The 25,898-nt window shown below is 39.1% G+C and carries 21 protein-coding genes and 1 riboswitch; of the genes, 2 read left to right on the top strand and 19 right to left on the bottom strand.

The features are described from left to right. Nucleotides 1-3: 3 nt before the first annotated feature. The 3 genes from A6M14_RS11765 to prfB form a co-directional block, all read right to left on the bottom strand. On the bottom strand, nucleotides 4-1,068 hold the full coding sequence (locus tag A6M14_RS11765) for an alkene reductase (protein WP_152875252.1): 1,065 nt from the start codon (nucleotides 1,066-1,068) through the stop codon (nucleotides 4-6). 22 nt (nucleotides 1,069-1,090) lie between these two features. Further along, a complete protein-coding gene (locus A6M14_RS11760) occupies nucleotides 1,091-1,390 on the bottom strand; it encodes an ArsR/SmtB family transcription factor (RefSeq protein ID WP_152875251.1) in 300 nt (99 codons plus the stop codon). Between the two features lie 136 nt (nucleotides 1,391-1,526). Beyond that, nucleotides 1,527-2,622 (bottom strand): peptide chain release factor 2 gene (prfB, locus tag A6M14_RS11755; protein ID WP_163121699.1). Its coding sequence is split into 2 segments (ribosomal slippage): nucleotides 1,527-2,549 and nucleotides 2,551-2,622, totalling 1,095 coding nucleotides; the frame shifts between segments, so codons are not numbered across the junction. Nucleotides 2,623-3,038: 416 nt separating this feature from the next. On the opposite strand from prfB, the gene A6M14_RS11750 reads away from it, so the two are divergent. Then, nucleotides 3,039-3,815 carry a putative porin gene (locus A6M14_RS11750; protein ID WP_152875249.1) on the top strand — a complete coding sequence of 259 codons (777 nt, stop codon included), beginning with the start codon at nucleotides 3,039-3,041 and terminating at the stop codon, nucleotides 3,813-3,815. 53 nt (nucleotides 3,816-3,868) lie between these two features. Here A6M14_RS11750 and recJ read toward each other — a convergent pair whose 3' ends face one another. From recJ to A6M14_RS11700, 9 genes are all read right to left on the bottom strand, one after another. Beyond that, nucleotides 3,869-5,572, bottom strand: coding sequence for a single-stranded-DNA-specific exonuclease RecJ (recJ, locus tag A6M14_RS11745; protein WP_152875248.1), 1,704 nt, complete (start codon nucleotides 5,570-5,572; stop codon nucleotides 3,869-3,871). Continuing rightward, on the bottom strand, nucleotides 5,573-6,229 hold the full coding sequence (gene pdxH / locus A6M14_RS11740) for a pyridoxamine 5'-phosphate oxidase (RefSeq protein WP_152875246.1): 657 nt from the start codon (nucleotides 6,227-6,229) through the stop codon (nucleotides 5,573-5,575). Between the two features lie 10 nt (nucleotides 6,230-6,239). Next, the gene (glmM, locus tag A6M14_RS11735) at nucleotides 6,240-7,571 is read right to left on the bottom strand and encodes a phosphoglucosamine mutase (protein ID WP_152875245.1); all 1,332 of its coding nucleotides are present in this window, start codon (nucleotides 7,569-7,571) and stop codon (nucleotides 6,240-6,242) included. 117 nt (nucleotides 7,572-7,688) lie between these two features. After that, nucleotides 7,689-9,155, bottom strand: a complete 1,467-nt coding sequence (guaB, locus tag A6M14_RS11730) for an IMP dehydrogenase (protein WP_152875243.1) — start codon at nucleotides 9,153-9,155, stop codon at nucleotides 7,689-7,691. A 322-nt stretch (nucleotides 9,156-9,477) separates the two neighbouring features. Next, nucleotides 9,478-10,275: an oxygen-binding di-iron domain-containing protein gene (locus tag A6M14_RS11725; protein ID WP_152875242.1), complete on the bottom strand. Its 798-nt coding sequence runs from the start codon at nucleotides 10,273-10,275 to the stop codon at nucleotides 9,478-9,480. A 180-nt stretch (nucleotides 10,276-10,455) separates the two neighbouring features. Next, nucleotides 10,456-11,034, bottom strand: a complete 579-nt coding sequence (locus A6M14_RS11720) for a TMEM165/GDT1 family protein (RefSeq protein WP_152875240.1) — start codon at nucleotides 11,032-11,034, stop codon at nucleotides 10,456-10,458. Nucleotides 11,035-11,051: 17 nt separating this feature from the next. Continuing rightward, a riboswitch (yybP-ykoY riboswitch) is annotated at nucleotides 11,052-11,254 on the bottom strand. A 126-nt stretch (nucleotides 11,255-11,380) separates the two neighbouring features. After that, on the bottom strand, nucleotides 11,381-13,330 hold the full coding sequence (locus tag A6M14_RS11710) for a 2-oxo acid dehydrogenase subunit E2 (protein ID WP_152875238.1): 1,950 nt from the start codon (nucleotides 13,328-13,330) through the stop codon (nucleotides 11,381-11,383). Between the two features lie 2 nt (nucleotides 13,331-13,332). Continuing rightward, nucleotides 13,333-16,035, bottom strand: a complete 2,703-nt coding sequence (gene aceE / locus A6M14_RS11705) for a pyruvate dehydrogenase (acetyl-transferring), homodimeric type (protein WP_152875236.1) — start codon at nucleotides 16,033-16,035, stop codon at nucleotides 13,333-13,335. Between the two features lie 262 nt (nucleotides 16,036-16,297). Then, nucleotides 16,298-16,981: a M23 family metallopeptidase gene (locus tag A6M14_RS11700; RefSeq protein WP_152875234.1), complete on the bottom strand. Its 684-nt coding sequence runs from the start codon at nucleotides 16,979-16,981 to the stop codon at nucleotides 16,298-16,300. A 105-nt stretch (nucleotides 16,982-17,086) separates the two neighbouring features. Between A6M14_RS11700 and A6M14_RS11695 the strand changes: the two genes are divergently transcribed. After that, nucleotides 17,087-17,527, top strand: a complete 441-nt coding sequence (locus tag A6M14_RS11695; protein WP_152875232.1) for a DUF721 domain-containing protein — start codon at nucleotides 17,087-17,089, stop codon at nucleotides 17,525-17,527. A gap of 97 nt (nucleotides 17,528-17,624) precedes the next feature. On the opposite strand, the gene lpxC is transcribed toward A6M14_RS11695, so the two are convergent. From lpxC to murG, 7 genes are all read right to left on the bottom strand, one after another. Beyond that, nucleotides 17,625-18,527 carry a UDP-3-O-acyl-N-acetylglucosamine deacetylase gene (gene lpxC / locus A6M14_RS11690; protein WP_152875231.1) on the bottom strand — a complete coding sequence of 301 codons (903 nt, stop codon included), beginning with the start codon at nucleotides 18,525-18,527 and terminating at the stop codon, nucleotides 17,625-17,627. 124 nt (nucleotides 18,528-18,651) lie between these two features. Next, on the bottom strand, nucleotides 18,652-19,839 hold the full coding sequence (ftsZ, locus tag A6M14_RS11685; protein ID WP_152875229.1) for a cell division protein FtsZ: 1,188 nt from the start codon (nucleotides 19,837-19,839) through the stop codon (nucleotides 18,652-18,654). Nucleotides 19,840-19,997: 158 nt separating this feature from the next. Further along, complete coding sequence (gene ftsA / locus A6M14_RS11680) at nucleotides 19,998-21,260, bottom strand: cell division protein FtsA (RefSeq protein ID WP_152875227.1); 1,263 nt, start codon at nucleotides 21,258-21,260, stop codon at nucleotides 19,998-20,000. A 68-nt stretch (nucleotides 21,261-21,328) separates the two neighbouring features. Continuing rightward, entirely contained in the window at nucleotides 21,329-22,186 is an 858-nt protein-coding gene (locus tag A6M14_RS11675) for a cell division protein FtsQ/DivIB (RefSeq protein ID WP_152875225.1), read from the bottom strand. A 3-nt stretch (nucleotides 22,187-22,189) separates the two neighbouring features. After that, nucleotides 22,190-23,119 (bottom strand): D-alanine--D-alanine ligase, encoded by a 930-nt coding sequence (locus tag A6M14_RS11670; RefSeq protein WP_163121717.1) that lies wholly within the window; start codon nucleotides 23,117-23,119, stop codon nucleotides 22,190-22,192. Between the two features lie 56 nt (nucleotides 23,120-23,175). Then, nucleotides 23,176-24,624, bottom strand: a complete 1,449-nt coding sequence (murC, locus tag A6M14_RS11665) for a UDP-N-acetylmuramate--L-alanine ligase (protein ID WP_152875224.1) — start codon at nucleotides 24,622-24,624, stop codon at nucleotides 23,176-23,178. Between the two features lie 12 nt (nucleotides 24,625-24,636). Beyond that, the gene (gene murG / locus A6M14_RS11660; RefSeq protein WP_163121719.1) at nucleotides 24,637-25,734 is read right to left on the bottom strand and encodes an undecaprenyldiphospho-muramoylpentapeptide beta-N-acetylglucosaminyltransferase; all 1,098 of its coding nucleotides are present in this window, start codon (nucleotides 25,732-25,734) and stop codon (nucleotides 24,637-24,639) included. Nucleotides 25,735-25,898 lie beyond the last annotated feature (164 nt).

Here is a 25,898-nt window from a genome sequence, read left to right as displayed (position 1 = left end):
GACTTATGCTTTATTTAATGCAGGATAATCAATATACCCTTCTGCCACATTTGTCCCAATCATATTTTCGAACTTCAATTCATTTAAAGGTGAATTATCAACTAAACGTTCAAATAAATCTGGGTTTGCAATATAAGCTTTACCAAATGAAACTGCATCCGCTTTACCCGATGCCAATAGCTCAATTGCATCTTCACGACTTAAACGCATATTTGCAATATATGGAACATTGCCTGAACGCTGTTTCATATATTCAGAAATACTGTCTTCTGCTAAATATTCGCGGGTGAAGAAGAAAGCAATATGACGTTTGCCAAGTTCTTCCATTGCATAGCCGAAAGTTTCACGTGGAGCATCATCGCCCATATCGTGCTCATCACCACGCGGAGCCAAATGCACACCCACTCGGCCTGCGCCCCAAACTTCAATTAAAACATCGACAACTTCTAATAAGAAACGTGCACGATTTTCAACTGAACCACCGTATTCATCATCACGTTTATTGGTTTTAGTTTGTAGAAATTGATCGATTAAATAACCATTTGCAGCATGTAATTCAACACCGTCAAATCCTGCTTCTTTAGCACGAATTGCCGCTTGCTTGAATTGTTCTGTAATTGAATGAATTTCTGAAATTTCGAGTGGACGAGGCACAACATAATCACGTTTTGGACGCAATAAACTTACCTGACCTGCTTGCTGAACATTACTTGCAGAAACAGGTGTTTGACCATTCAATAATTCAGGGTCAGATACACGACCCACATGCCATAATTGAGCAACAATTAAGCCATCTTTTTCATGAACAGCTGAAGTAACCTGCTTCCAACCTTCAACTTGAGCATCTGTGAAAAGCCCCGGTGTATTTAAATAACCATTAGCATCTTCAGCAATTACTGTTGCTTCAGAAATGATTAAACCTGCACTCGCGCGTTGTGCGTAGTACTCCGCCATCATTGCCGTTGGTACACGATCATCTGTTGCACGGCTTCGTGTTAAAGGCGCCATTACGACACGATTTTTAAGTTTTAAATTACCAAATTGTACAGGAGAGCCTAAGTCAGCCATATTCGCCTCATTATTCACGTTATTAAAGTGAATGCTTTAATTGTTCGATATATTGCTGAATTAATTCTTCATTACGTGAAAAATAAGACCATTGCCCATATTTTTCAGCTTTAATTAAACCTGCCTGTTGCAATATAGATAAGTGGTTCGACATGGTCGATTGAGAAACTTGACCTAAGTTTTCAATTTGACCCGCACATACGCCACGTTTAAAACCACCACATTCATCACTCGACAAAAATTTCTCAGGTGTTTTTAACCATTCTAAAATTTGACGACGTGTAGGATTGGCAAGGGCCTTAAAAATTAAATCTATATCCATAATTCAGACACTTTAAATGAATAAAGCTCAATTCAGCATCTTTGCATATAATATATCGTATTTTTACGATATTAATATCGATTTTTTACGATTTAATGAAAAATACTCAATTGAGCTTTGTTTTAACGAATAAAATTTATAAGCCTTGCTTTAAGCTCGCTTCAATAAATTTATCTAAATCACCATCAAGCACAGCACCTGTGTTAGAACTTTCAACACTTGTACGTAAGTCTTTAATACGCGAATCATCTAAAACGTATGAACGAATTTGACTGCCCCAGCCAATATCAGACTTAGTATCTTCAAGCGCTTGAGCGGCATCATTACGTTTTTTCATTTCCAATTCATATAATTTTGCACGTAACTGTTTCCAAGCATGGTCACGGTTAGCATGTTGAGAACGTTGGTTCTGACAAGCCACCACAATACCTGTTGGTGCATGCGTTAAACGTACTGCAGAATCGGTTTTGTTAATGTGCTGACCACCCGCGCCCGATGCACGGTAAGTATCTGTACGAACATCCGCAGGGTTGATTTCAATTTCAATGTTGTCATCAATTTCAGGCGATACGAATACTGCCGAGAAAGATGTATGACGACGGTTACCCGAGTCAAATGGTGATTTACGAACTAAACGATGAACACCTGACTCTGTACGTAACCAACCGTATGCATACTCGCCTTCTACGCGAATGGTCGCAGATTTAATACCTGCAACATCACCATCAGACTCTTCCATCAATTCTGCTTTAAAGCCATGACGTTCAATCCAACGCATATACATACGAAGTAGCATAGATGCCCAATCTTGAGCCTCTGTACCACCTGAACCCGCTTGAATTTCCACATAACATGGGTTCGGATCCATTGGGTTGCTGAACATACGACGGAATTCTAACTTAGCAAGTTCTGCTTCAGAAACATCTAATTCTGCTTGTACATCTACAAGTAAGCTCTCATCATCTGCTTCAACAGCTAAATCGAGTAATGCTTGCGCATCTTCTAATTGTGTAGATAGACCTTCGAGGACATTTAATACGTTTTCAAGCTCACCTTTTTCTTTGGCCATTGCTTGAGCACGACTTTGATCATTCCAAATTGTTGGATCTTCTAATTCACGGAGAACTTCTTCTAAACGCTCTTTTTTCAGATCGTAGTCAAAGATACCCCCGTAGTGTTTGACCACGTTCGCCTAAGTCTTTTAATTGGTTTAGATAAGGATTAATTTCCACGTGAAGTACTCGCAATTTAAAACATTCAAAATAGCGTCAAATTATATCACATACCCAATACTCCGTTTTGAACTTAAATGTTTTACCCGACTTGAGCTTATTCTTTAAAAGAAAAATGCATTTATAAATGATTTAAAATTGGTTTTTTCAAACAAAATTTTCATTGATGACTCAAAATATCATGTTTATTTTTTAATCAGACTAGTGATTTCTATATTTATATTCAAATATTAGGTAAAAAAATCAATAATAATTTCACTATATTATTCAAGTAATTATAATTTTAAAATTACACAACATTACGAGACTTACATTGCTGTAACTTTCTCTTCATTGACCACTCTACATTTTTCTCTAGACTAAAACTTGTAACAAAAAATGTATAAATTCAAGTTAACAAGATAGGGGTACAATCCATGAAAAAATTAGCAATTGCCTCAGCATTACTATCTACTTTAGCCATTACAGGCACTGCAAATGCATACCAAGCTGAAGTAGGCGCTTCTGCCGGTGTTATCGATCCAGATCACGGCAGCACAAGCGGTTCATATGGTGTAGATGGTACTTTCTACTTTAACCCTGTTCAAACACGTAATGCTCCACTTGCAGAAGCTGCATATTTAGACCGTGCAAGCAACGTAAATGCTCAGTATCAATACAGTAAGTTAGATGATGCAAAAATCCATAACTACGGTGTTGGTGTTGAATATTTTGTACCAAATTCAGATTTCTATTTAAGTGGTAATGTTGGTCGTCAAGATGTAAAAATCAAACATGGCGCTAAAGATGACACAACACTATATAGCGCTGAAGTTGGTTACATGCCTGCACCTGGTTTCTTAGTTGCTGTTGGTGCTAAAGGTTATGACAACGATCGTAAAGACGGTGTAGATCCAACTATTCGCGCTAAATACGTAACAACACTAAGCAATGGTAAAGACATTAACTTAGAAGCTGGTGCAGCATTTGGTGACTTAGATGAATTCAATCTTGCTGCCGATTACTACATCGACAAATCATTCAGTATTGGTGCAGATTATTACAGCAATGACTTAACAGATAACAAAGAATTTGGTATCAATGCACGTAAATTCTTTACACCACAAGTAAGTTTAGAAGGTCGTGTTGGTTTCGGTGATGTTGCTGACAATGACTACAAATCTTTTGGTTTAGCGGGTAAATACCGTTTCTAAGACTTTAAAGATTTACTTCCCCCCAAAAAAGCCACTCTGATGAGTGGCTTTTTTTATTGCTCTAAATGAATAATTCGAAGCTGTAAATTCACATTACCATTAAACGCATTTCGGTCTAACTCATACACCAATCGTACTGAATCAAGCATTGGATCAAATTCAAACTTATCCTTTGCGCCAAATGCAATGGCATCGACCACTTGCCCATTATCTAAAGCTAAACGAAGTTTTAAATGTTTTTCTTTCAGCCAACGATAATCTAATAATTTAAAAACACCTTCAAAAATTGGCAATGGAAACTTTTGCCCCCACGGCGCTAAATTTTGAATTAAATCGACGGTATTTAATTGAATCGCTTCAGCAGGTAATGCCCCATCTGTCCATAACACCGCTTGAAATAATTCATCATCCATAGCGGCAATAAGCTGTTCAAATACAGCTTTAAATTCAGAAAAATGTTCTTTTTTTACCGTTAAGCCTGCTGCTGCTGCATGTCCACCAAAATGACTAATTAAATGTGGATGTTGTTCAGCAACCAATTCAATTGCATCGCGAATGTGAATACCGTCAATTGAACGTGCTGAGCCTTTAACATGAATGCCATCTTCATCGGAAGCAAAGACAATCGCAGGTCTATGAAATTGCTCTTTCAATCTACCTGCAACAATACCAATCACACCTTGATGCCAATGTTCTTCATACATCACCAAAGCTGAAGGTAAATTTTTCTGATCAAGTTCTAATTTTTCAAGTTCGAGCAACGCATCTTGTTTGATCTGCCCTTCAACTTGACGACGTTCTAAATTCAAATCATTGAGTTGTTGTGCCAATTGGTAAGCAGTTTGCATATCAGATGCAAGTAAGCATTCAATACCAATATCCATGGTTTCCATGCGTCCTGCCGCATTAATGCGTGGACCAATGACAAAACCAAGATCTTGTGCTTTTAAAGATGCAGGATCTCGTCCTGCAATATCTAATAAGGCGCTAATTCCATGTCGACATAAATTTTGCTGAATACGTTTAACGCCAGCATCGACTAATATTCGATTGTTATAGTCTAAACTTGCTACATCTGCATAAGTTCCAAGCGCAACAAGGTCTAAATACTGAGACATTTTTGCAGATGATTTTGCTTGCTTAGCACGGAAACTTGAAAGATGCGCCAATAAATAAAATGCAACGCCAACACCTGCCAAGGCTTTACTTGGGAACTCACAACCCAATTGATTGGGATTGACCACAGCCTCTGCTTTTGGCGTTTCTTTGGTGGTTAAATGATGATCTGTAATCACCACTTTCATGCCATGTGCTTGAGCTTGCTCGACCCCTGCATGGCTTGAAATGCCGTTATCTACAGTTATTAATAGATCTGGCGTATAACTTGTAAATGCTAAATCTGCTATGGCAGGCGTTAAACCATAGCCATATTTAAAACGGTCGGGCACCAAGTAATGAACATCTGCATTCATTTCTTTAAGGGCTAAAATCATTAATGCTGTGCTTGTTGCACCATCGGCATCATAATCGCCCACAATTACAATTTTTTGTTGTTGATCAATGGCTTCATCAATAATTTGAATGGCTTGATCTAAACCCTTCATGGTTGGAGCAAGTAAATTTTTGAGTTTTAATTCAAGCTCTTGTTCAGATTCAACACCACGTCGCGCCAAAATTTCAGCGACAAATGGAAGCACGCCCTGAATATTTTCAGGGCGCGTAAGTAATGGTCTTTGTTTAATTAGAGTTTTAGACATTTAAGGCATCAATCGCTGAATTTTCCATACACCATCAATTCTTTCATAAGTAATACGATCATGTAAACGATTTGGACGACCTTGCCAAAACTCGTAATATTCAGGCTCTAAGCGGTAACCACCCCAAAAAATGGGTTTCGATAATTCAGATTTGTCCTGAACATCATCATGAAGTTTTTGAAAGCGATTTTGCAACTCTTCACGATTGGCAATCACACCACTTTGTGGCGTACTAATATGCGCTGCAATTTGGCTATCACGAGGTCGTTTGTGATAATAATCAGTCGACTCGATTTCAGAGATTTTCACAACTCGACCTGAAACACGAATTTGACGTTCTTGCTCTTGCCAATAAAACAATAATTCAGCATACGGATTTTCTGCTAAATCGATGCCTTTTTGGCTATCATAATTGGTATAAAAATCATAACCTGCTTCAGTTGCACCACGTAGCAAAACCGTACGAACATGCGGACGACCTTGCGAATTTGCTGTCGCCAAAGACATTGCATACGGTTCATGAAGCTGTGCTTCTAAAGCATGATTAAACCAATTTAGGAATTGTTCATGCGGATGTTGCTCAATTTGATCTTCATGTAACTCACCTTTTTGATAACTTAAACGAAGCTCACTCAAATCTTTAATAACATCATTCATAATGAATTACCTAAGCTGCATTAGCACGTACAGCATCAGCCAAATGATTTGCCAATGCGGTTACTTCTTCTAAATCGTTCCCTTCGACCATAACACGAATTACGGGCTCAGTTCCGGATTTACGAATTAAGAGACGACCTCGACCTTTAAGTTGTTCTTCTGCTTTATTAAATTCAGCAACTAAAGCAGGCACAGCATACGGGTCAAACATTGCAGCCAAACGAACATTCACCAAGACATTTGGTAATAGTGTAAAGCCCTCGACCAATTCATGAAGCGCTTTTTTCTGTTCTACCATTACGGTTAAAACTTGAAGTGCTGCAATAATTGCATCGCCTGTTGTGCTCTTATCTAAGGTAAGAATATGACCTGATGGTTCACCACCAATCGCCCACTTATTATCTTCTAAACCTTGAAGTACATAACGATCGCCTACTTTGGCACGATGTAATTTCACTTGTGCTTGATCAAGTGCAATTTCCAAAGCCATATTACTCATAACCGTACCCACAATACCTGCAGGTTTGTTTTTCGCTTGAGTCGCTAAAATATATAAAATATGGTCGCCTGTTATTTGCTCGCCATTTTTATCGACTAAAATGACACGGTCAGCATCACCATCAAAAGCAATACCTAAATCTGCTTTGTTCTCTATAACTGCCTTTTGTAAGCTTTCAGGATGCGTTGAACCACAATTTTCATTGATATTTAAACCATTTGGCTCATTGTGAATAGCAACAACTTTTGCACCAAGCTCACGGAATACAGCAGGGCCCACGTTATAAGCAGCACCATTTGCACAATCGACAACAATGGTTAAGTCGTTCAAGTCTAAATGATATGGGAAAGTCGATTTACAAAATTCAATATAGCGACCATTCGCATCTTTAACACGTACGCTTTTACCTAAGTTTGCAGTGTCTTCAATGTAAATATCGTTTTCTAATTCTTTGTTAATGGCTTCTTGAATTTCATCAGGGAGTTTTTTGCCTTCGCCGGAGAAAAACTTAATACCGTTGTCGAAATACGGATTATGTGAAGCTGAAATTACAATACCTAAACTTGCATGTAATGCACGTGTTAAGTGAGCAATAGCAGGTGTTGGTAATGGTCCAAGTAAATGAACATAAACTCCTGCGGCATTTAAGCCTGCTTGTAACGCTGCTTCTAAAATATAACCTGAAAGGCGTGTATCTTTCCCAAGAACAACAATAGGCTTACTTTTTTTACTATAATTTTTTAATACTTTACCTGCGGCAAACCCTAATTTCAAAGCAAATTCAGGTGTAATTGGCAACTCACCAAATTTGCCTCGAATTCCGTCGGTACCAAAATAACTCATGTTCTACTCACTTCTTGATGGTGATCTTCATCATCACATTTATATTAATTACTTTACACCAAAAACAAAAAAGCCGTCATAACTCTGACGGCTTTTTCGAGTAAAAACTACGAAAAATCAACCAACGCGATAGTTTGGTGCTTCTTTCGTAATAGTTACATCATGTACGTGTGATTCAGACATACCTGCTGAAGTGATTTTCACAAATTTTGCATTTTCACGAAGATCATTAATTGTTGCAGAGCCTGTATAACCCATAGATGAGCGTAAACCACCCATCATCTGATGCACGATATTGCCCATTGGACCTTTGTAAGGTACACGACCTTCAATGCCTTCTGGTACAAGTTTCTCTGCACCTGCTTTAGAGTCTTGGAAATAACGGTCAGCAGAACCTGTTGCACCCGCCATTGCACCCAATGAACCCATACCGCGGTAAGCTTTGTAGTAACGACCTTGGAAGAATTCAACTTCGCCAGGTGCTTCTTCAGTACCTGCCATAAGTGAACCAACCATGATTGTGCTTGCACCAGCACCAATCGCTTTTGCCATATCGCCAGAGAAGCGAATACCGCCATCTGCGATTAATGGAATTTGATCTTTTAGTGCGTTCGCAACGCTATCAACCGCAGAGATTTGTGGCATACCAATACCAGCAACAATACGAGTTGTACAAATTGAACCAGGGCCAATACCCACTTTAACAGCATCTGCACCTGCATCTAAAAGTGCAAGAGCAGCATCACCAGTTGCGATGTTACCGCCAATCACTTGTACTTGTGGGTAGTTTGCTTTCACCCAACGTACACGTTCAATTACACCCGCAGAGTGACCATGTGCTGTATCTACAACAATCGCATCTACACCAGCTTCAACCAATGCTTCAACACGGCTTGGAGTGTCTAAACCAGTACCAACTGCAGCACCAACACGTAAGCGACCCAAGTCATCTTTACAGCTATTTGGATAAAGTTCAGCTTTACGGAAATCTGTAACCGTAATTAAGCCTTTTAATTCGTTGTTTTCACCAACAACTATCACTTTTTCAATACGATTTTTTTGAAGAAGAGATTGAATAATTTCTTTAGATGCATTTTCACGAACAGTCACCAAACGATCTTGACCAGTCATGATATTACTTACTGGTTGTTCAAGGTTGGTTTCAAAACGTGTATCACGACCTGTCACAATACCAACAACTTTACCGTCTTTTACAACTGGTACACCGCTGATGTTATTCGCTTGAGTAATTGCAATAAGTTCACGCACTGTTGTTTCAGGAGACACGGTAATAGGATCTTTCACCATACCGGCTTCGAATTTCTTAACACGGCGCACTTCTGCAGCTTGCTGCGCAATATCCATGTTTTTATGCAAAAAACCAATACCACCACTTTGTGCCATGGCAATAGCCATACGTGATTCAGTCACTGTATCCATTGCAGCAGAAACGAGAGGGATATTAAGATTAATTCCGCGTGTTAAACGTGTCTTTAATGAGACATCTTTTGGGAGGACCGTTGAGTAGGCAGGGAGTAATAGGACATCATCGAAGGTTAGGGCTTCTTGAACGATGGTCAACATAACAGTCTCACTGGTAATTTCCGTGCGCCATTATAAACAAATTTACATGTAAATTTCATTGATTATTATCAAATATTTATTTTTACTCTTGCTTTTCATTTTAACTTAATAAAACTCAGGTACTTAAATAATATATTTTTTCGTAACAATAACATCTAGAAAATTTAAATCAAAAAAACGACAATTAGTACAACAAGCCCAACCCAAATTTAATATTCAAAATTAAAGCAATATTTCCATCCTTCACTCATCAGCCAAACATCATTTTTAACTGAAATTTTTTAGAAATATTGCCTTTTAGGTTCAATTCTTATGCTTTTATTTATGTTGGAAACGTAAATACACGCTCATCCATTAAGTCTGTGCCACACTCAAGCGTTTCAATCCAATCTAAGAATTGATTCACCTGTTCTTTGCCAATAAATGGTGTCCCATGTTGAGGAACAATACTCTCTACATCCATGGTACGTACCATTTTTACCCAAAGACGGATGATTTTGTTATTACACATATATCGTTGATGAAAGCCTTTCATTTTTGGAATGTGGTCTTCAAAATTTTCAAGTGGTATACCTGCATCTTCAACCATAGATGCGCCCATATCCCCTGAAAATAAAATTTTTGAGATTGGATCGTAGAATTGAAAATTACCCACAGAATGTAAAAAATGTGCAGGCACAGCAATAATTGAAGAGTTTCCTAATTGAATACTTTGACCTTGGTCAGGTAATTCAACCAAACGTTCTAACCAACTCCCCTTCATTCGGTCACTCATAAATGCCGAATTTAAATGGGGTAAGAAACGTGCCCATAATTTTGAAGCCACGACTTTTGCTTCTGTGTAGACCAACCAACGCGGCATTGAAGTAATAATATCGGGGTCTTGATGTGAAGCCATTACATAATCAAGATTGGCAAGACGCGTATATTTATTCAATTCCATCGTCAGTGGAACATAAGTTAAGTCACCACCTGGGTCGAGGACTGCTGCTCGCTCATTATCAATAATTAAAAATTGGTTAGCCTGCACACCCTCGCCTTTTACCAAACTGGTAAAGCTAATACATTTATGTGACCCATTATCAAATAATACTTGCGATGTAGTGCGGTCAAATGCCATGCCAAATCCCCAAATTTTTAATTTTAAAAAACATATTTCTATATGGGGATAACATATATTTAATTACAAAAACTTACAACGAATATGGTTTAAATATTTTTAATAATATCAAACATTTGAGATTTAAATCACAAAAAAACCCAAGCTTAAAACTCGGGTTTTTTTAATTTTCAGTCTATTTTAAAAGAAATAATGTTGTGCCAATGCAGCAATACCAATCACTAAGAAAACTAAAGCACCAATTTTATGAATAAGTGAAATAGGAAGTTTTTCAGCAAGCTTATTACCAATGAAAACAGCAGGTGCGTTCACTAACATAATACCAAGAGTTGTACCTAATGTTACCCAACCAATGCTGTCAAATCGGGCTGCCAATGCAACTGTCGCAATTTGAGTTTTATCGCCAATTTCAGCTAAAAAGAACAAAACAAATGTTGCACCAAATACACCATATTTTTGCCATTTATTAATACTTTCAGACTCATCGCCTAATTCATCTGGAATAAGCATCCAAATTGCCATACCAATAAAGCCTAAAGATACAATCCATAATAAAATTGTTGGGCTAAGTACAGTTGTAATCCATTGACCAAGTACAGCAGAAACACCATGATTGACAACGGTCGCTAGAAAAATAGCACAAAGAATAGGAACAGGTTTACGGAATCGTGCGGCAAGAAGCAATGCAAGTAGTTGTGTTTTATCACCCATTTCAGAAAGAGCAACAACAACTAAAGAAATGAAAAAAGCTGAAAGCATGATGTGTTTCTCTGGCTAGCAATAACATATACCAATGACTCACCCCTCCTGCTAGCCAATGTGCAGAGTGGTAAATCAAAGGTCTTGCCAACAAAAGAAAGCTTTAGGAAAAGCTCATTTGGTTATTTGCTATGATGACCATGTTCTTGTTTAGAACAAATATGTTGATCATCACCCTTTCGCTTTGCGCAAAAGGCGGCTACTCCCCAATGAAGTGTAGCCATTATAAACAATTTCAGTTGAATTTTCAAACCAAAAAAAACCTGCCGAAGCAGGTTTTCCCTTTTTCACCCTCTTTATACTTCCTCTAAAAAAAAGAGAAAAAACAAAAGAATCATGCGAAATATTAGATTAACAAAGTACGAATATCTTTTAAAAGTTTCGTTAATTTATTGGTAAAGCGTGCTGCATCTGCACCATTAATCACACGGTGATCGTATGACAATGACAATGGAAGCATTAACTTCGGATCAAAACCTTGACCATTCCAAACAGGTTGCATTGTTGCAGGTGAAATACCCAAAATTGCAACTTGAGGCCAGTTTACAAGTGGGGTAAATGCTGTACCGCCAATTGCACCTAGGCTTGAAATAGTGAAGTTCGCACCTTGAAGATCTTTCGGAGAAAGTTTCTTATCACGTGCTTTTTGACCCAACACACCCAACTCAACAGCAATATCTTTAATAGATTTTTGATCTGGATTACGTAATACAGGAACTGTTAAGCCATCTGGCGTTGCAACAGCAATACCCATATGGATTTCATTACGTAATAGAACAGATTTACCATCATCAGCTAAGTGACCTGCAAACTCACGTTCTTCTTTAAGAAGATGAGCTACCGCTTTAATGATGAAGGCCATAATCGTTAAGCTAATGCCTTCTTTCTTAAAGTTGCCTTTAAGATCATTACGCCACGCTTCAAGCTCAGTAATATCAGCCGAATCAAACTGAGTCACTTGCGGAATGTAGTTATTCAAAGAAAGTTGTGGAATCGACACTTGTTGTAAACGTGTCAATACTTTCTCTTCCACACCGCCAAAGGCATCAAAACTTGGAAGCTTGGGCAAGCCTGCAGATACCGCTGTTTGTGCAACAGGAGCAGCTTGAGGTGTCGTTAAACGTGTTTTCACATAAGCGAATAAGTCTTCTTTCATTAAACGTGCATGTGGACCAGATGCTTTAACATCTGCCAATACAACGCCTAATTCACGTGCAAGTTTACGAACAGCAGGACCTGCATAAACTTTCGAATTTGCAGCATTTTGCTCTTTCGTAAGTTTATCTACACCACCTGTAGCAACAGGAGCAGTCGTTTGTACTTTAACTTCTGCAACAGGAGCAGTAGCTTTAGGTGCTTCAGTTTTTACCGCAGGTGCTGGAGTAGAAACTACTTGTCCTTCAGCTTCGATTGTCACTAAGGCAATACCTTCAGAAACATTTTGACCCAATGTCACGTGAATTGCTTTAATTACGCCTGCTGTTGTACTTGGTACTTCAACAGTTGCTTTATCCGACTCAACAACAATAATGCTTTGGTCTTTTTCAACTTTATCGCCTACAGCAACTAAAATTTCAGCCACAGCTGCTTTATCAACACCTAAATCAGGTACAGCAACTTCTACAGGACCTGCAGCAGTTGTCGTTACTGTTGGCGCTGATGCAACGGGTGCTTGAGCTACAGGAGCTGTTTCAGTTTTTGCTGGTGTAGCAGGTGTTGTAGATGAAGATCCTTCAGTTTTCACTTTAAGAATCACTACACCCTCTTTTACGCTGTCGCCCACTTGAATACTAATTGATTCAACCACACCTGCAACAGTACTTGGAACTTCAACAGTTGCTTTGTCAGATTCAACAACGACAATACTGTCATCAATTGCAATGGTATCGCCCACTGCAACCAAAACCTCGCCTACAATTGCTTTTTCAACACCAATATCTGGCACTTGAACATCAACGACTTGCGAAGTTGCTGCTGTTACTTGAGGAGTTGCTTCAACTTTAGCTTCTACAACAGGAGCAGGCTTTTCTTCAGCTTTCGGTGCTTCAGCAACTGGAGCTTCCATTTGACCTGAACCTTCAAGCTCAATCAGTACAGCACCTTCAGCAACACTGTCGCCTAAGTTAATTAAGATGCTTTTTACTACGCCTGCTGAAGTGCTAGGCACTTCAACAGAGGCTTTATCAGACTCAAGTAAAACAACACTGTCATCAACTGCAATGGTATCGCCAACTTTTACCAAAATTTCAGCAACAGTTGCTTTGTCTACACCAATATCAGGAGTTGTAATTTGCATACTTATTTCTCCTCTTTGTAGTCTGCTACAGCTTGTACAGATGGAGTTGCTTGAGGAGCCCAAGCCACAGGACGATCTGTATCTAATTCAAATGTAGAGATTGCGTCTTTAACTAAGCGCGCATCTACTTCACCTTCATCTGCTAATTTTTTCAATGTCGCAACAACAATGTGCGCGGCATCTACACCAAAGTAGCTACGTAATTTAGCGCGTGAATCTGAACGACCATAACCATCTGTACCTAATGCTACGAATGGACGGCTGTCTGGAAGATACGCACGAATTTGTTCGCTATATGCACGCATATGGTCTGTTGCAGAAACAACAATACCTTTAGTGCCACGAAGCTGTTCAGATACCCATGCTTCTTTTGCAACATCAGCCATTGGATGTAGGCGGTTATATTCTTCACACGCCATACCATCACGTGCAAGCTCGTTAAAGCTTGTTACGCTGAAGACATTTGAATGAATTTGGTATTCATCACGTAGAATTTGTGCTGCTTTAATGACTTCACGAAGAATTACACCTGAACCCATCAATTGAACAGTGGCTTTTTCATCTTCTTGTAGTAAGTACATACCACGTTTAATGCCTTCCTCAACACCTTGTGGCATTTCTGGATGCTCGTAGTTTTCGTTCATTACAGTTAAGTAATAGAAAATACGCTCTTGATTCACATACATACGCTGTAAACCATCATGCACAATTACTGCTAATTCGTAACCAAAACAAGGGTCATAAGACACGCAGTTTGGAATGGTATTTGCAAGAATGTGTGAATGACCATCTTGGTGTTGTAAACCTTCACCATTTAGCGTTGTACGACCTGCTGTTGCACCTAACAAGAAGCCTTGTGCTTGTGCATCGCCTGCAGCCCATGCAATGTCACCAATACGTTGGAAACCAAACATAGAGTAGTACATGTACATTGGAATCATTGGTAAGTTATTGGTTGAATAACTTGTTGCCAACGCCGCCCAAGCACTCATCGCACCTGCTTCGTTAATCCCTTCTTGAAGCATATGACCATCTTTTGCTTCACGATAATGCATTAACTGTTCTTGGTCTTCAGGTGTGTATTGCTGACCATTCGCTGCGTAAATACCCAACTGACGGAACATGCCTTCCAAACCAAATGTACGTGCTTCATCAGGTACGATTGGTACTACACGATCTTTAATTGCTTTTTCTTTAAGAAGTGCAGCAATTAAACGAACCATCACCATCGTAGTCGATTGCTCTTTACCATTTGAACCTTTCAGCACTGCATCGAATACAGATAATTCAGGGATAGCAAGTTGTTCACTTTCTTTACGACGTGCAGGTAAATAACCGCCTAAAGCTTCACGACGTGCTTTCATATATTTCAATTCAGGCGAGTTTTCGCTTGGACGATAGAAAGGCACTTCTTCTAATTGCTCATCATTAAATGGCAAGTTGAAACGATCACGTACATATTTTAAAGATTCGATTTGCATCTTTTTGATTTGATGCGTTTTGTTAACCGCTTCAATTTCTTCAGATAAACCGTAACCTTTTACTGTTTTCGCAAGAATTACTGTTGGTTGACCTTTCGCAGTACATGCCTCTGCATAAGCTGCAAATACTTTGTACGGGTCATGACCACCACGATTTAAATTATCGATATCTTCATCGCTTAAATCTTTTACGAGTTCAGCCGCTTCAGGGTATTTGCCGAAGAATTTCTCACGTGTATATGCGCCACCTTTTACTTGGTAACGTTGATATTCACCATCAACTGTTTCTTCCATTACCGCTTTAAGTGCGCCAGTTTCATCTTTTGCCAGTAGTGGATCCCAATGACGTCCCCAAACTACCTTAATCACACGCCAACCTGCACCACGGAATAATGATTCAAGTTCTTGAATGATTTTACCGTTACCACGTACAGGACCATCTAAGCGCTGTAGGTTACAGTTTACAACCCAAATCAGGTTATCTAGCTTTTCACGACCTGCAAGTGAAATAGCACCAGTACTTTCTGGCTCATCCATTTCACCATCACCAAGGTAAGCCCACACCTTACGGTTTTCTTCTTTAATTAAACCGCGGTTCATTAAGTATTTTTGAATATGTGCTTGGTAAATCGACATGATTGGACCAAGACCCATAGATACTGTTGGGAACTGCCAGTAGTCAGGCATTAAATATGGATGCGGATAGCTTGGGATACCAACACCGTCCACTTCACGACGGAAATTATTTAAATGCTCTTCAGTCAAACGACCTTCAAGGAATGAACGTGCATAAATACCAGGAGCACAATGCCCTTGGTAATAAATCATATCACCACCGAAGTTTTCATTATTCGCACGGAAGAAGTGGTTAAAACCAACATCATATAAAGTTGCAGATGATGCAAAACTTGCTAAGTGACCACCTAAATCATCACCTGTTTTATTCGCACGAAGAACCATTGCAAGCGCGTTCCAACGAATAAGTGCGCGAATACGACGCTCCATATCTTGGTCGCCAGGCATTGCAGGCTGTTCTTCTACTGAAATTGTATTTAAGTAAGGCGTATTTATTCGCTGAATGGGAACATGTTTAGCAATCGCACGTTGATATAGTTTTTCGAGCAAGAAAGCACCACGTTCTGTACCCATGTGTTGAATTACAGAGTCAAACGCATCTTGCCATTCTTGGGTTTCTTGCGCATCTGTATCGCCATAAAACGCCATATTTCACCTATTCTGTATGCCTAATTATATATACATATATGTATCACACTTTTGACTAGCGCAGATATCGTTCCAGATGAATACGGTTTTGGTCTAATATTTAATAAATAAATACCCATTGACTTTTATTTACTCAAAACAACAAAAAACCGCCAATATTGACGGTTTTTTAAACATAACTATCAAAATTTAATGATAGCCTAAATATATTCAGTTTATAGATGAGCTTTATGCGGACTCATCAATGCTGTCATTTCCCTTCTTATGGCAACATCGCTAAATAAGATGATGGATTTTTACGTTGACCATCTTTTACTACTTCGTAATGCAAATGTGGACCAGTACAACGACCAGTACAACCTACATTTGCAATATGTTCGCCAGCGTCAACACGGTCACCAACACGAGCAACCAAACGTGATGCATGCGCATAGCGTGTTAAATAACCATTTCCATGATTAATTTCCACATATTGACCGTAGCCTGTGCCCCAACCAGATTTCGTTACAATACCAGGACCTGTTGCGTAAATAGGTGTTCCCGAAGGTGCAGATAAATCTAAACCTGAATGATTTTCAGCACGACCACCCATTGTACGACCACCAAAATCTGAACTTACACGTTTCATATCTGGTAAAGGATGTGTCACCAACCATGAATAAGGACTTGATGAAGAATATGATGCTTTTGAACCGTATTTTTTCGCAATTGAGTCATTATTTAATTCAACAGATTTTTCGCGAAGCTTAACAGTCATTTGCGTGTTTGCAGGAAGATCAATATCTTGAGATTCTGCATAGCTACCTTGAGCTAAAGTGCGAGTAAGTTGTTCTAAACGATCTGGTGAATTATTTTGTGTAGCGTTCACTTGAACTAAATCTGCAAATGCTAAAGAAGCCGCAGAAATTGCGACCGAAAAAGCGATTAGAATACGTCTTACTTGCATAAAAAACCTCATAAACTGTTTTTACTAAAGTTTCTTGGTGATCTCATCCTTGATATCTACTGAAAAATGGGCATAACATAAGACACAATTATGAAGGGACAAAATATGTCTGAACCCATTAATGTTTTTCAGCAAACAAGAAAACACTCAAAAACAGGAAACTTAACGTTTCTCTCTCAACAAGTTGCTGCATGGCAGAAACTTACAAAATTAGTTCAACCCTTATTACCCCAACCAGAACAATGGCATGTCGCTTGTTATCAACATGGCATTTTAACAATTACTGGCTTAAATCAAGCAATGATTAGTCAGCTCGCATATTTACAAAAACAATATATTGCACAGCTTTCACAACTTGATGGACTTCATGATTTACAAAAAATCTATGTCCGATTAAGAGTAGAACCCCACATACCTCAAAAAAATGAAGCATCACCCAAATCTCTTAGTGCTGACACTCAAGAAATGCTCAAAAGTGCAGCTGAATTTGTGGCTGACCCCAAGCTTAGCCAAGCTTTGTTACGTTTGGCAAGTAATAAAAAATAATCAATCTACATATTTCTTAACAATACAGCATTAAATAGTGCGACATACGTCACAATAGATACATTACACTATAACATTAACACTTAAAGACAATGAGTTATATCACACTAACGTAACGAATCGGACATTGACTCTCGTCATCAAATGTTACAATTTCGTAGCTTGTTGGATCTTTTTGAACATTGCGCAAAAGTTGATTATTTAAAGCATGACCAGATTTATAGCCATCAAACTTGGCAATAATCTGATGCCCTAACAAATATAAATCGCCCACTGCATCTAAAATTTTATGGCGAACAAACTCATCTGAGAAACGTAGACCTTCCTCGTTCACAACACCTGAATCATCAACACCAATTGCATTTTCAAGACTTGCACCTAAAGCAAGATTATTTGCTTTTAGATAATCTAAATCTTTCATAAAGCCAAAAGTTCGAGCACCACTTACTTCATACACAAAAGTTTCAGTAGAAAAATCGATCGTTGCAGATTGGTATTCTTTCTTAAATGCAGGATGATCAAAATCAATGGTGAAGTTTAATTGAAAACCTTCATGCGGATTAAAGATCGCACGTTTATCATCAATTAAGGCTTCTACAGGTTTTAGAATTCTAATGAATTTTTTCGGTAAATCTTGTTCTTTTAAGCCGCCTTGCATAAGCAAGTAAATAAAAGGCCCTGCACTACCGTCCATAATTGGGACTTCAGATGCAGATAACTCAATAATTAGGTTATCAATTCCCAAACCAGCAATCGCACTCATCACATGTTCAATTGTACCTACTTTGGCATTTTCTTGTACCAAATTAGAACACATGAAAGCTTCTTGAATCAGCATAGCATCTGCAGGAATATCAATAGGTGGATTTAAATCTGAACGACGAAAAACAATACCTCCATCGGCATGGTGAGGCACGAAATTCATAAATACTTTTTGCCCACTATGTAAACCAATACCGCTCGCTTTCACGACACGCTGTAAGGTACGTTGTTTCAACATGTTTCTCTAATCATCTGTTTATCAAACAGCTATACGTTAGCATATTTAGTCATTTTAAAAAAACAAAAGGTAGCATTTTAGCTACCTTTTTGTTTATCTCAAATCTACAATAAAAGCAAAGAAATCACTTATGTTGTTGGTTTTTAAGATATTCTTGAATACTCATAGGTGTCGGACGAGCAGAACCCGTTGAACCTGATGTATTGGCAGAAGTTGACGAATCGTTGTGCTGACGTTGAATTGCAGGCACATCATCTTCGTCTGTCGAACCAACATTTACCGAAGAAACTTGTGATTGAGCAACTGAACGTTTTACAGGTTCTACTGTAGCAGCTGCATTACGCGTTAAGCCTGTTGCAATCACAGTTACGCTAATTTCATCACGTGCATCTGGATCAAATACTGTTCCGTAGAAAACTTGACCTTCATCCAAATCGGCAATTTGGTTGACTACATCGGTAATTTCTTCAATTTCACCAAATGTTACGTCATCGCCACCCGTTACGTTAATTAAAATACCTTTGGCATTCATAATTGTCACGTTATCGAGTAATGGACTACGAATTGCTTGTTCTGCAGCTTGGCGCGCACGTGTTTCACCACGACCAGAACCCACACCCATCATTGCATAACCGCGCGTACTCATTGCAGTTTTCAAATCGGCAAAGTCAAGGTTGATGTGACCTGGACGAACCACAAGATCAAAGATACTGCGTACCGCATTTAACAATACGTCATCTGCTTTCTTGTAAGCATCTTTCATTGAGATATCACGGAACACTTTCAATAAGCGTTGGTTCGGGATAATAATCAATGAATCAACATGCGCTTCTAAAGCTTCAATGCCTTTTTCCGCAGATTGCAAACGACGCTTGCCTTCGAAATTGAATGGCGTTGTTACTACACCAACAGTCAAAATACCCATTTCTTTTGCAATTTCAGCAACAACTGGCGCAGCACCTGTACCTGTACCACCGCCCATACCTGCAGTTACGAAAACCATGTCCGTACCTTCAAGTTGTTGACGAATAAGCTCTCGGCTTTCTTCTGCTGCAGCTTGACCCACTTGTGGATTTGCACCTGCACCTAAACCGCGTGTACTTTGCTCACCCAGCTGAATTTTAAATTGCGAATTCATACGATCCAGAGCTTGTTTGTCTGTATTTGCACAAACAAATTTTACGCCCTGAATATCCGATTCAAGCATATGCTGTACAGCATTCCCGCCAGCACCACCCACTCCAAAAACAGTGAAGCGGGCTTGACCGTTATTATCAGCTTGATCATCTTCAAAAAATTCAAATGATGCCATGGTCTTTAGATATCCTAATTCATAATTGGCAGTCACTTAAGCCCGTATACTGCCTTGATCTTAATAAAAATTGTTTTCAGGATGCTGTTCAATGCATAACTTGTCAAGTATCAGCTATTTTATATACAACTTCCTAACAATATTCCCTAAAAATACAACTAAAAAATTGATTTTAACTTCTCATTTAAGCCCGACCAAGCACGTCCAACACGTCCCCATACAGAAAGTTCATCTGTATCTTCAGGTTCAACAATTGTATCTTGCGCATAAGTTTGGCTATACATAAGCAGACCTGCTGCCGTGATGTATTGTGAACGTCTTAAAGAGGCTTGATGCTGATCATCTGCTGCAACTTCAACAGGTGGATTACCTAAATGAGCAGAAACACCCAATGTTCTACGAGCAAAGCTCACCATACCTTCAATTTGGCAGGCATCACCAGCTAACACCACACCATGATAAAGCCCGTGTATTGCGCCACTTTTTTCTAATTCATCGCGAATTTGCGCAAATATCTCTTCATACCGTGCAATGATGATTTCAGCCAATTCAATACGACTAATGGTTTGTGGTCCATCAATGCCTTGTATTTGAATCATATGGTCTGGCTTCACCACACTTAAATCTACACAACCGTATAGAAGCTTAATACGTTCGGCTTCTTCTGTTGATGTTTGCAAAACCGCTGCAATATCGCGTGTTACGTTTTCACCACCACGTTGTAATGTATGTGCCAACGCCAAACGACCATCTAAATAAACAGCCAAATTTGTTGTGCCAGCACCAATATCAACTAAGCATACACCATATTCTTTTTCATCTTTTAGTAGGGTTGCTTCTGCCGTTGCAAGGTTTGAAATAACCATTTTTTCTACGAAAATGTTAGCACCTTTCAAAGCACGATCTAGGTTTTGCATAATGCTAATTGGCATCATCATCAGTTGATAATGCGCAGTCATACTATGTGCCGACATACGAATAGGATTTTGTACCCACTCGCCAGAATCATCTAAATCGAAACCTAAAGGAACAGCACTCACCAAGTAATGATCTGATGTGAGATGGCTTGCTTTTGCTAAATCTAAAGCACGTACCACTTCACTGGTTGTAATTGTGTGATCATGATTATCAATTGGCGTACGACCAGAAGCATAGTAGCTTTTTAGCTCTGCGCTTGGAATAGAAATCCAAGCCGAATGAATACGACATTCAGCCATATCTTCAGCTTCTTGTACGGCATTTTTAATAGCCGTAACAACCTTATCAAGACTTACAATTTTCCCTTTATTCATGCCTCGGTTACGAGCGGTCGCCATCCCAATGACTTGGATGTTATCCGGCGCATGCACCTTACCAATCAAAACTGAAACTTTGTGTGTCCCAATGTCTATCGCAACAACCGAGGGAACAGCTTCATTCATTATTTATTACTACCATTACTTGTATATGTTTAATTTTTGGCAAAAAGCCTATATTTAAAAGCCTATTATTATGGCTTCGCTGCTACTTCGCCCGCAATGTTTGTTGTGTCACTAATCGTTACAACAAAATGCCCATTTGCAATTTGAGGTGCAACTGAGTTTTTCCATTGAATCGCCAGCCCATTTCTATATCTTAAATCGATTGCAGAAATTCGCCCCCATGCTGGTTTTAAATCATTCTTTGCAAGATAACTCAGTCTTTGCAACTTGCTCATCATTTGATCTTGATCAACAATAACACGTAAACCTGAATCAAACTGCATAAACCATGTCATACGATCTGTTAAATATAATTCTTTTAATCGCATATTCGCAGGCAGAAATAATTGATTAATTTCATTATATCGACGCATCATCATTTTAGACTGATGTGTTGGCCCATGTAAAAGTGGTAAATTTTGATGATTTTTTACAACAACTTCTGTAAATACATCACCACTATCACTGAGTAGTCGACCTGTTCCCCAACGCGCAATCGCTTGTTTCGGCATAACACGAACTCGAATTGAATTGGGCCATAATCGAGATACTACAACTCGATCTACCCAAGACAACTCGAGTGTTTTATCTCGAATTTCTCTTAAATCTGATGTGAAATAATTGTTTTTCACAGCAGGTGATACGTGTGTATAAATTTGTTTCTGTTCTGACTCCGACGAAGCGCCCGCAACATTAAGTTGTGCAACTTGCCCATCGGTCATCACCTTATATAGCCCAAATATTCCAACCAACAAAACAGCAATAGCAACACATAACATCAACCAACCACCAAAGTTCGAAAGCTTTTCCTTTCGCGTCATTGGCTTTTCATGTATCGATGTAATTGCCGCTTTTTTACGGCGCAACGAGGCTGGTAATTGAGCCATAATTTAGTGTGTCGCTTCCGTCAGTGTTTGTTCAAGAATAACAACGCATAACTCATCGAAGCTGTAACCAATTGCATTTGCAGCTTTTGGCACCAATGAATGACTTGTCATACCCGGAACAGTATTCACTTCTAATAGCCAGAAGTTACCATGTTCATCTTGCATGGCATCGATACGCCCCCAACCACTTGCACCAACGGCTTGGAAAGCACGTAAGCATAATGCTTGTAGTTGCTTTTCTTCAGACTCTGTTAAGCCACAAGGAATACCGTATTGAACATCATTACGGTTGTATTTTGCTTCGTAGTCATAGAATGCAACGTCTTTTGGTGGTTCTAAACGAATCACCGGAAGTGCCTGACCATTTAAAATGACAATGGTAAATTCACGACCTGTAATCCATTTTTCAGCCATCACCACAGCATCGTGCTGCGTTGCTTTTGCAATTGCTTCTGCAAAGTCTTCCATTTTTTCGACTTTGCTCATGCCAATACTTGAACCTTCATGCACAGGCTTAATAATGAATGGCAAGCCAATTGAATCTACAATTTCTTGTAAGTCCGAATCTTTAGTCACAATACGATATGGTGCTGTTGGAAGTTCTGAACCTTGCCAAACTTGCTTGGTTTTTACTTTGTCCATACCAATTGCTGAACCTTGAACACCTGTACCCGTATAAGGTAAACCAAGCCATTCAAGCGCACCTTGGATTTGACCATCTTCGCCACCACGACCATGTAACACAATAAATGCACGATCGTAATTTACTAATTCAGTCACACTTCGTTCTTGTGGATCGAAGCCTTCTGCATTCACACCTGAGCGAAGTAAAGCTTCTAATACAGCATTACCACTGTCTAAAGAAACTTCACGTTCGGCAGATTTCCCACCTAATAAAACGGCAACTTTGCCGAACTTCAAAGCATTTGACACGTTTATATCCTTAAACTTTATAAATCACTTAATTGAATTTAAATCTCAATCCGAGATTATTTTAAATATAAGTTATTTTGTACAAGTTCGATTGAAATTGCACCAACATTACCCGCACCTTGCGTTAATAACAAGTCGCCTGCTTTGAGTACATTTTTCATCACATTTTGAATATTGCCTTCTACAGGATCGATGAGCGTTGGCTCAACCTCACCGCGCAAACGAATACTGCGCGCAAGTGAACGACTATCTGCGCCCACAATTGGTTTTTCACCTGCTGAATAAACTTCTAACAATAAAAGTTGATCGACTTGTGAAAGTACATCTACAAAGTCATCAAAACAGTCACGTGTACGACTAAAACGGTGCGGCTGGAACATCATCACTAAACGACGATCTGGATGACTTGCACGCGCAGCTTTAATGGTCGCTTCAACTTCTTTTGGATGATGACCGTAATCATCTACCAATTTCACGTTACCACCGTCTAGCTCAAATTCACCTTGAACTTGGAAACGACGACCAACACCGCTAAATCCTTCCAATGCACGACAAATGGCACCATCAGATACACCTTCATCTGTTGCAATACCAATTGCAGCCAATGAATTTAGGATGTTATGTGCACCCGGCATATTAATGGTGACACGTAAAGGCTCACGATCTTTACGAAGCACCGTAAAGTGCGATTGCATACCAATTTGTTCAACATCTACTGCACGAATGTCATTATCTTCGTTGAAACCATAGGTTAATAACGGACGACCAATACGTGGCATGATTTCACGAATATTCGCATCATCACCACACACAACAGCTAAACCGTAGAATGGAAGCTTTTGTAAGAATTGAACAAATGTATCTTTTAGTACATCGAAACTACCGCCATAGGTGTCCATGTGGTCAGCATCAATGTTTGTTACGATGGTTGCCATTGGCTGTAAATGCAAGAATGATGCATCTGATTCATCTGCTTCCGCCACGATGTAACGACTCGCACCTAGCGCAGCATTTACACCTGTACGATTCAACAAACCGCCAATCACATAGGTTGGATCTAAGTTTTCTTCTGCCAACATACATGTTACTAAACTTGTTGTTGTGGTTTTACCATGTGTACCTGCAACTGCAATACCATGACGGTAACGCATAAGCTCACCGAGCATTTCAGCACGACGAACTAAAGGAATACGAGATTCAATTGCTGCTTTAATTTCAGGGTTTTCCTGATCAATTGCAGTTGAAACAACAATAACATTCGCATTTTGAATATTTTCAGCCGCATGACCGATATAAACTTTAATACCGTTTTCTTCAAGTTGTGCTGTCGTTTTCGATGCTTTGATATCTGAACCCGAAACTTTGTAGCCTTGGTTCTTTAATACTTCCGCAATGCCACACATCCCTGCACCACCAATACCCACAAAATGAATGTGTTTAATACGGCGCATTTCAGGCACTTTAATTAACTTTTTAGCTTGATCAGCTGGTGTTGATGGAGACATATTTTTCTCGGATTACAATTCTTGAATTAAACGAACCACGTGTTGGGTTGCATCTGGTTGAGCTTGTTGACGCGCTTTTGCTGCCATTTCAGACAACAATTGACGGTTCATCAACGGTGCTAAAATTTCTTTTAAACTTTCTGACGTTAAGCTTGCTTGTGGGCAAATTTTTGCTGCACCACTATTTGCTAAAAATTTTGCATTTGCAGTCTGATGATCATCCACAGCAGAAGGTAAAGGAACAAAAATAGCAGCAACACCTGCGGTTGCAATTTCAGTTACAGTTAACGCACCTGCACGGCAAATAATTAAATCTGCTGTTGAATAGGCTTCTGCCATATTTTCAATAAATGGCTGAACATCTACATTCAAATGTTCCGACTTACCTTCATAACGTGCAAGCGTTGTTTCCGCATGGTTTTGACCACATTGATGGTAAACATTAAGCGGAACATCTAACTGTTTTAAGGCTTCAGGGACACGTTCATTTAAAGCCTGCGCACCTAAAGAACCACCCACGATTAAAATACGTAATGGTTCGCCTGCTTTTTCACGCTCTTGATAACGCCAAGTCGGGTTTAAAATTTCAGTAATTTCTTTACGAACAGGATTGCCTGTTGTTTTTATTTTTTCACTTACAGGAAATGTATTTGGAAATGCCTGACATACCGTTTTTGCAACACGTGATAATTGTGTATTAGTAAAACCTGCAACCGCATTTTGCTCATGGATAATGACAGGAATACCTAAAGCACGTGCAGCCAAACCACCAGGACCTGCAACATAACCACCAAAACCTGCAACAGCGTCAACATTGAGCTGTTTCATATAGCGCATTGCGCTTAAAGTTGCTTTTAGAATTTTAAAAGGTGCGGTTAACTTACGGACTAAGCCATTACCACGCACACCTTGAATATCAATTTGATAAATTGGAATATTATGATTTTTTAATAGACGATTTTCCATGCCTGACGGTGTTGCCAACCAAGAGACATCAATGCCTTGTTGCTGAAGTTCTTTCGCAACGGCAAGTGCAGGGAAAACATGTCCACCCGTACCTGCTGCCATCATCATGACATGTTTAGGCTGTTTTTTCTGAGCGTCGGTCACGGTCTAATTCTTCAACTTAATAAGGGCTAATGAAATTTCGTTATAAGCTAACAATTGTAATCACAAACGTATAGTACGTGAAAGTTAATTTACTTTTTTTCACTCAGCATTTTATCGTTTTTTTCTACAGTTATTAAAGTTTAAACTAGGGTCTGTTGACATTT

It is taken from the genome of Acinetobacter portensis (assembly GCF_009372215.1).
GTDB classification, from domain to species: Bacteria; Pseudomonadota; Gammaproteobacteria; order Pseudomonadales; family Moraxellaceae; genus Acinetobacter; species Acinetobacter portensis.
Note: the sequence above shows the minus strand (reverse complement) of the source record. Positions and strands in the feature narration are given on the sequence as shown.

Coding starts and splice junctions, on each gene's coding strand:
- A6M14_RS11765 (WP_152875252.1), bottom strand. CDS start 1,068: ATGGCTGACTTAGGCTCTCCTGTACAATTTGGTAATTTAAAACTTAAA.
- A6M14_RS11760 (WP_152875251.1), bottom strand. CDS start 1,390: ATGGATATAGATTTAATTTTTAAGGCCCTTGCCAATCCTACACGTCGT.
- A6M14_RS11750 (WP_152875249.1), top strand. CDS start 3,039: ATGAAAAAATTAGCAATTGCCTCAGCATTACTATCTACTTTAGCCATT.
- recJ (WP_152875248.1), bottom strand. CDS start 5,572: ATGTCTAAAACTCTAATTAAACAAAGACCATTACTTACGCGCCCTGAA.
- pdxH (WP_152875246.1), bottom strand. CDS start 6,229: ATGAATGATGTTATTAAAGATTTGAGTGAGCTTCGTTTAAGTTATCAA.
- glmM (WP_152875245.1), bottom strand. CDS start 7,571: ATGAGTTATTTTGGTACCGACGGAATTCGAGGCAAATTTGGTGAGTTG.
- guaB (WP_152875243.1), bottom strand. CDS start 9,155: ATGTTGACCATCGTTCAAGAAGCCCTAACCTTCGATGATGTCCTATTA.
- A6M14_RS11725 (WP_152875242.1), bottom strand. CDS start 10,275: ATGGCATTTGACCGCACTACATCGCAAGTATTATTTGATAATGGGTCA.
- A6M14_RS11720 (WP_152875240.1), bottom strand. CDS start 11,034: ATGCTTTCAGCTTTTTTCATTTCTTTAGTTGTTGTTGCTCTTTCTGAA.
- A6M14_RS11710 (WP_152875238.1), bottom strand. CDS start 13,330: ATGCAAATTACAACTCCTGATATTGGTGTAGACAAAGCAACTGTTGCT.
- aceE (WP_152875236.1), bottom strand. CDS start 16,035: ATGGCGTTTTATGGCGATACAGATGCGCAAGAAACCCAAGAATGGCAA.
- A6M14_RS11700 (WP_152875234.1), bottom strand. CDS start 16,981: ATGCAAGTAAGACGTATTCTAATCGCTTTTTCGGTCGCAATTTCTGCG.
- A6M14_RS11695 (WP_152875232.1), top strand. CDS start 17,087: ATGTCTGAACCCATTAATGTTTTTCAGCAAACAAGAAAACACTCAAAA.
- lpxC (WP_152875231.1), bottom strand. CDS start 18,527: ATGTTGAAACAACGTACCTTACAGCGTGTCGTGAAAGCGAGCGGTATT.
- ftsZ (WP_152875229.1), bottom strand. CDS start 19,839: ATGGCATCATTTGAATTTTTTGAAGATGATCAAGCTGATAATAACGGT.
- ftsA (WP_152875227.1), bottom strand. CDS start 21,260: ATGAATGAAGCTGTTCCCTCGGTTGTTGCGATAGACATTGGGACACAC.
- A6M14_RS11675 (WP_152875225.1), bottom strand. CDS start 22,186: ATGGCTCAATTACCAGCCTCGTTGCGCCGTAAAAAAGCGGCAATTACA.
- murC (WP_152875224.1), bottom strand. CDS start 24,624: ATGTCTCCATCAACACCAGCTGATCAAGCTAAAAAGTTAATTAAAGTG.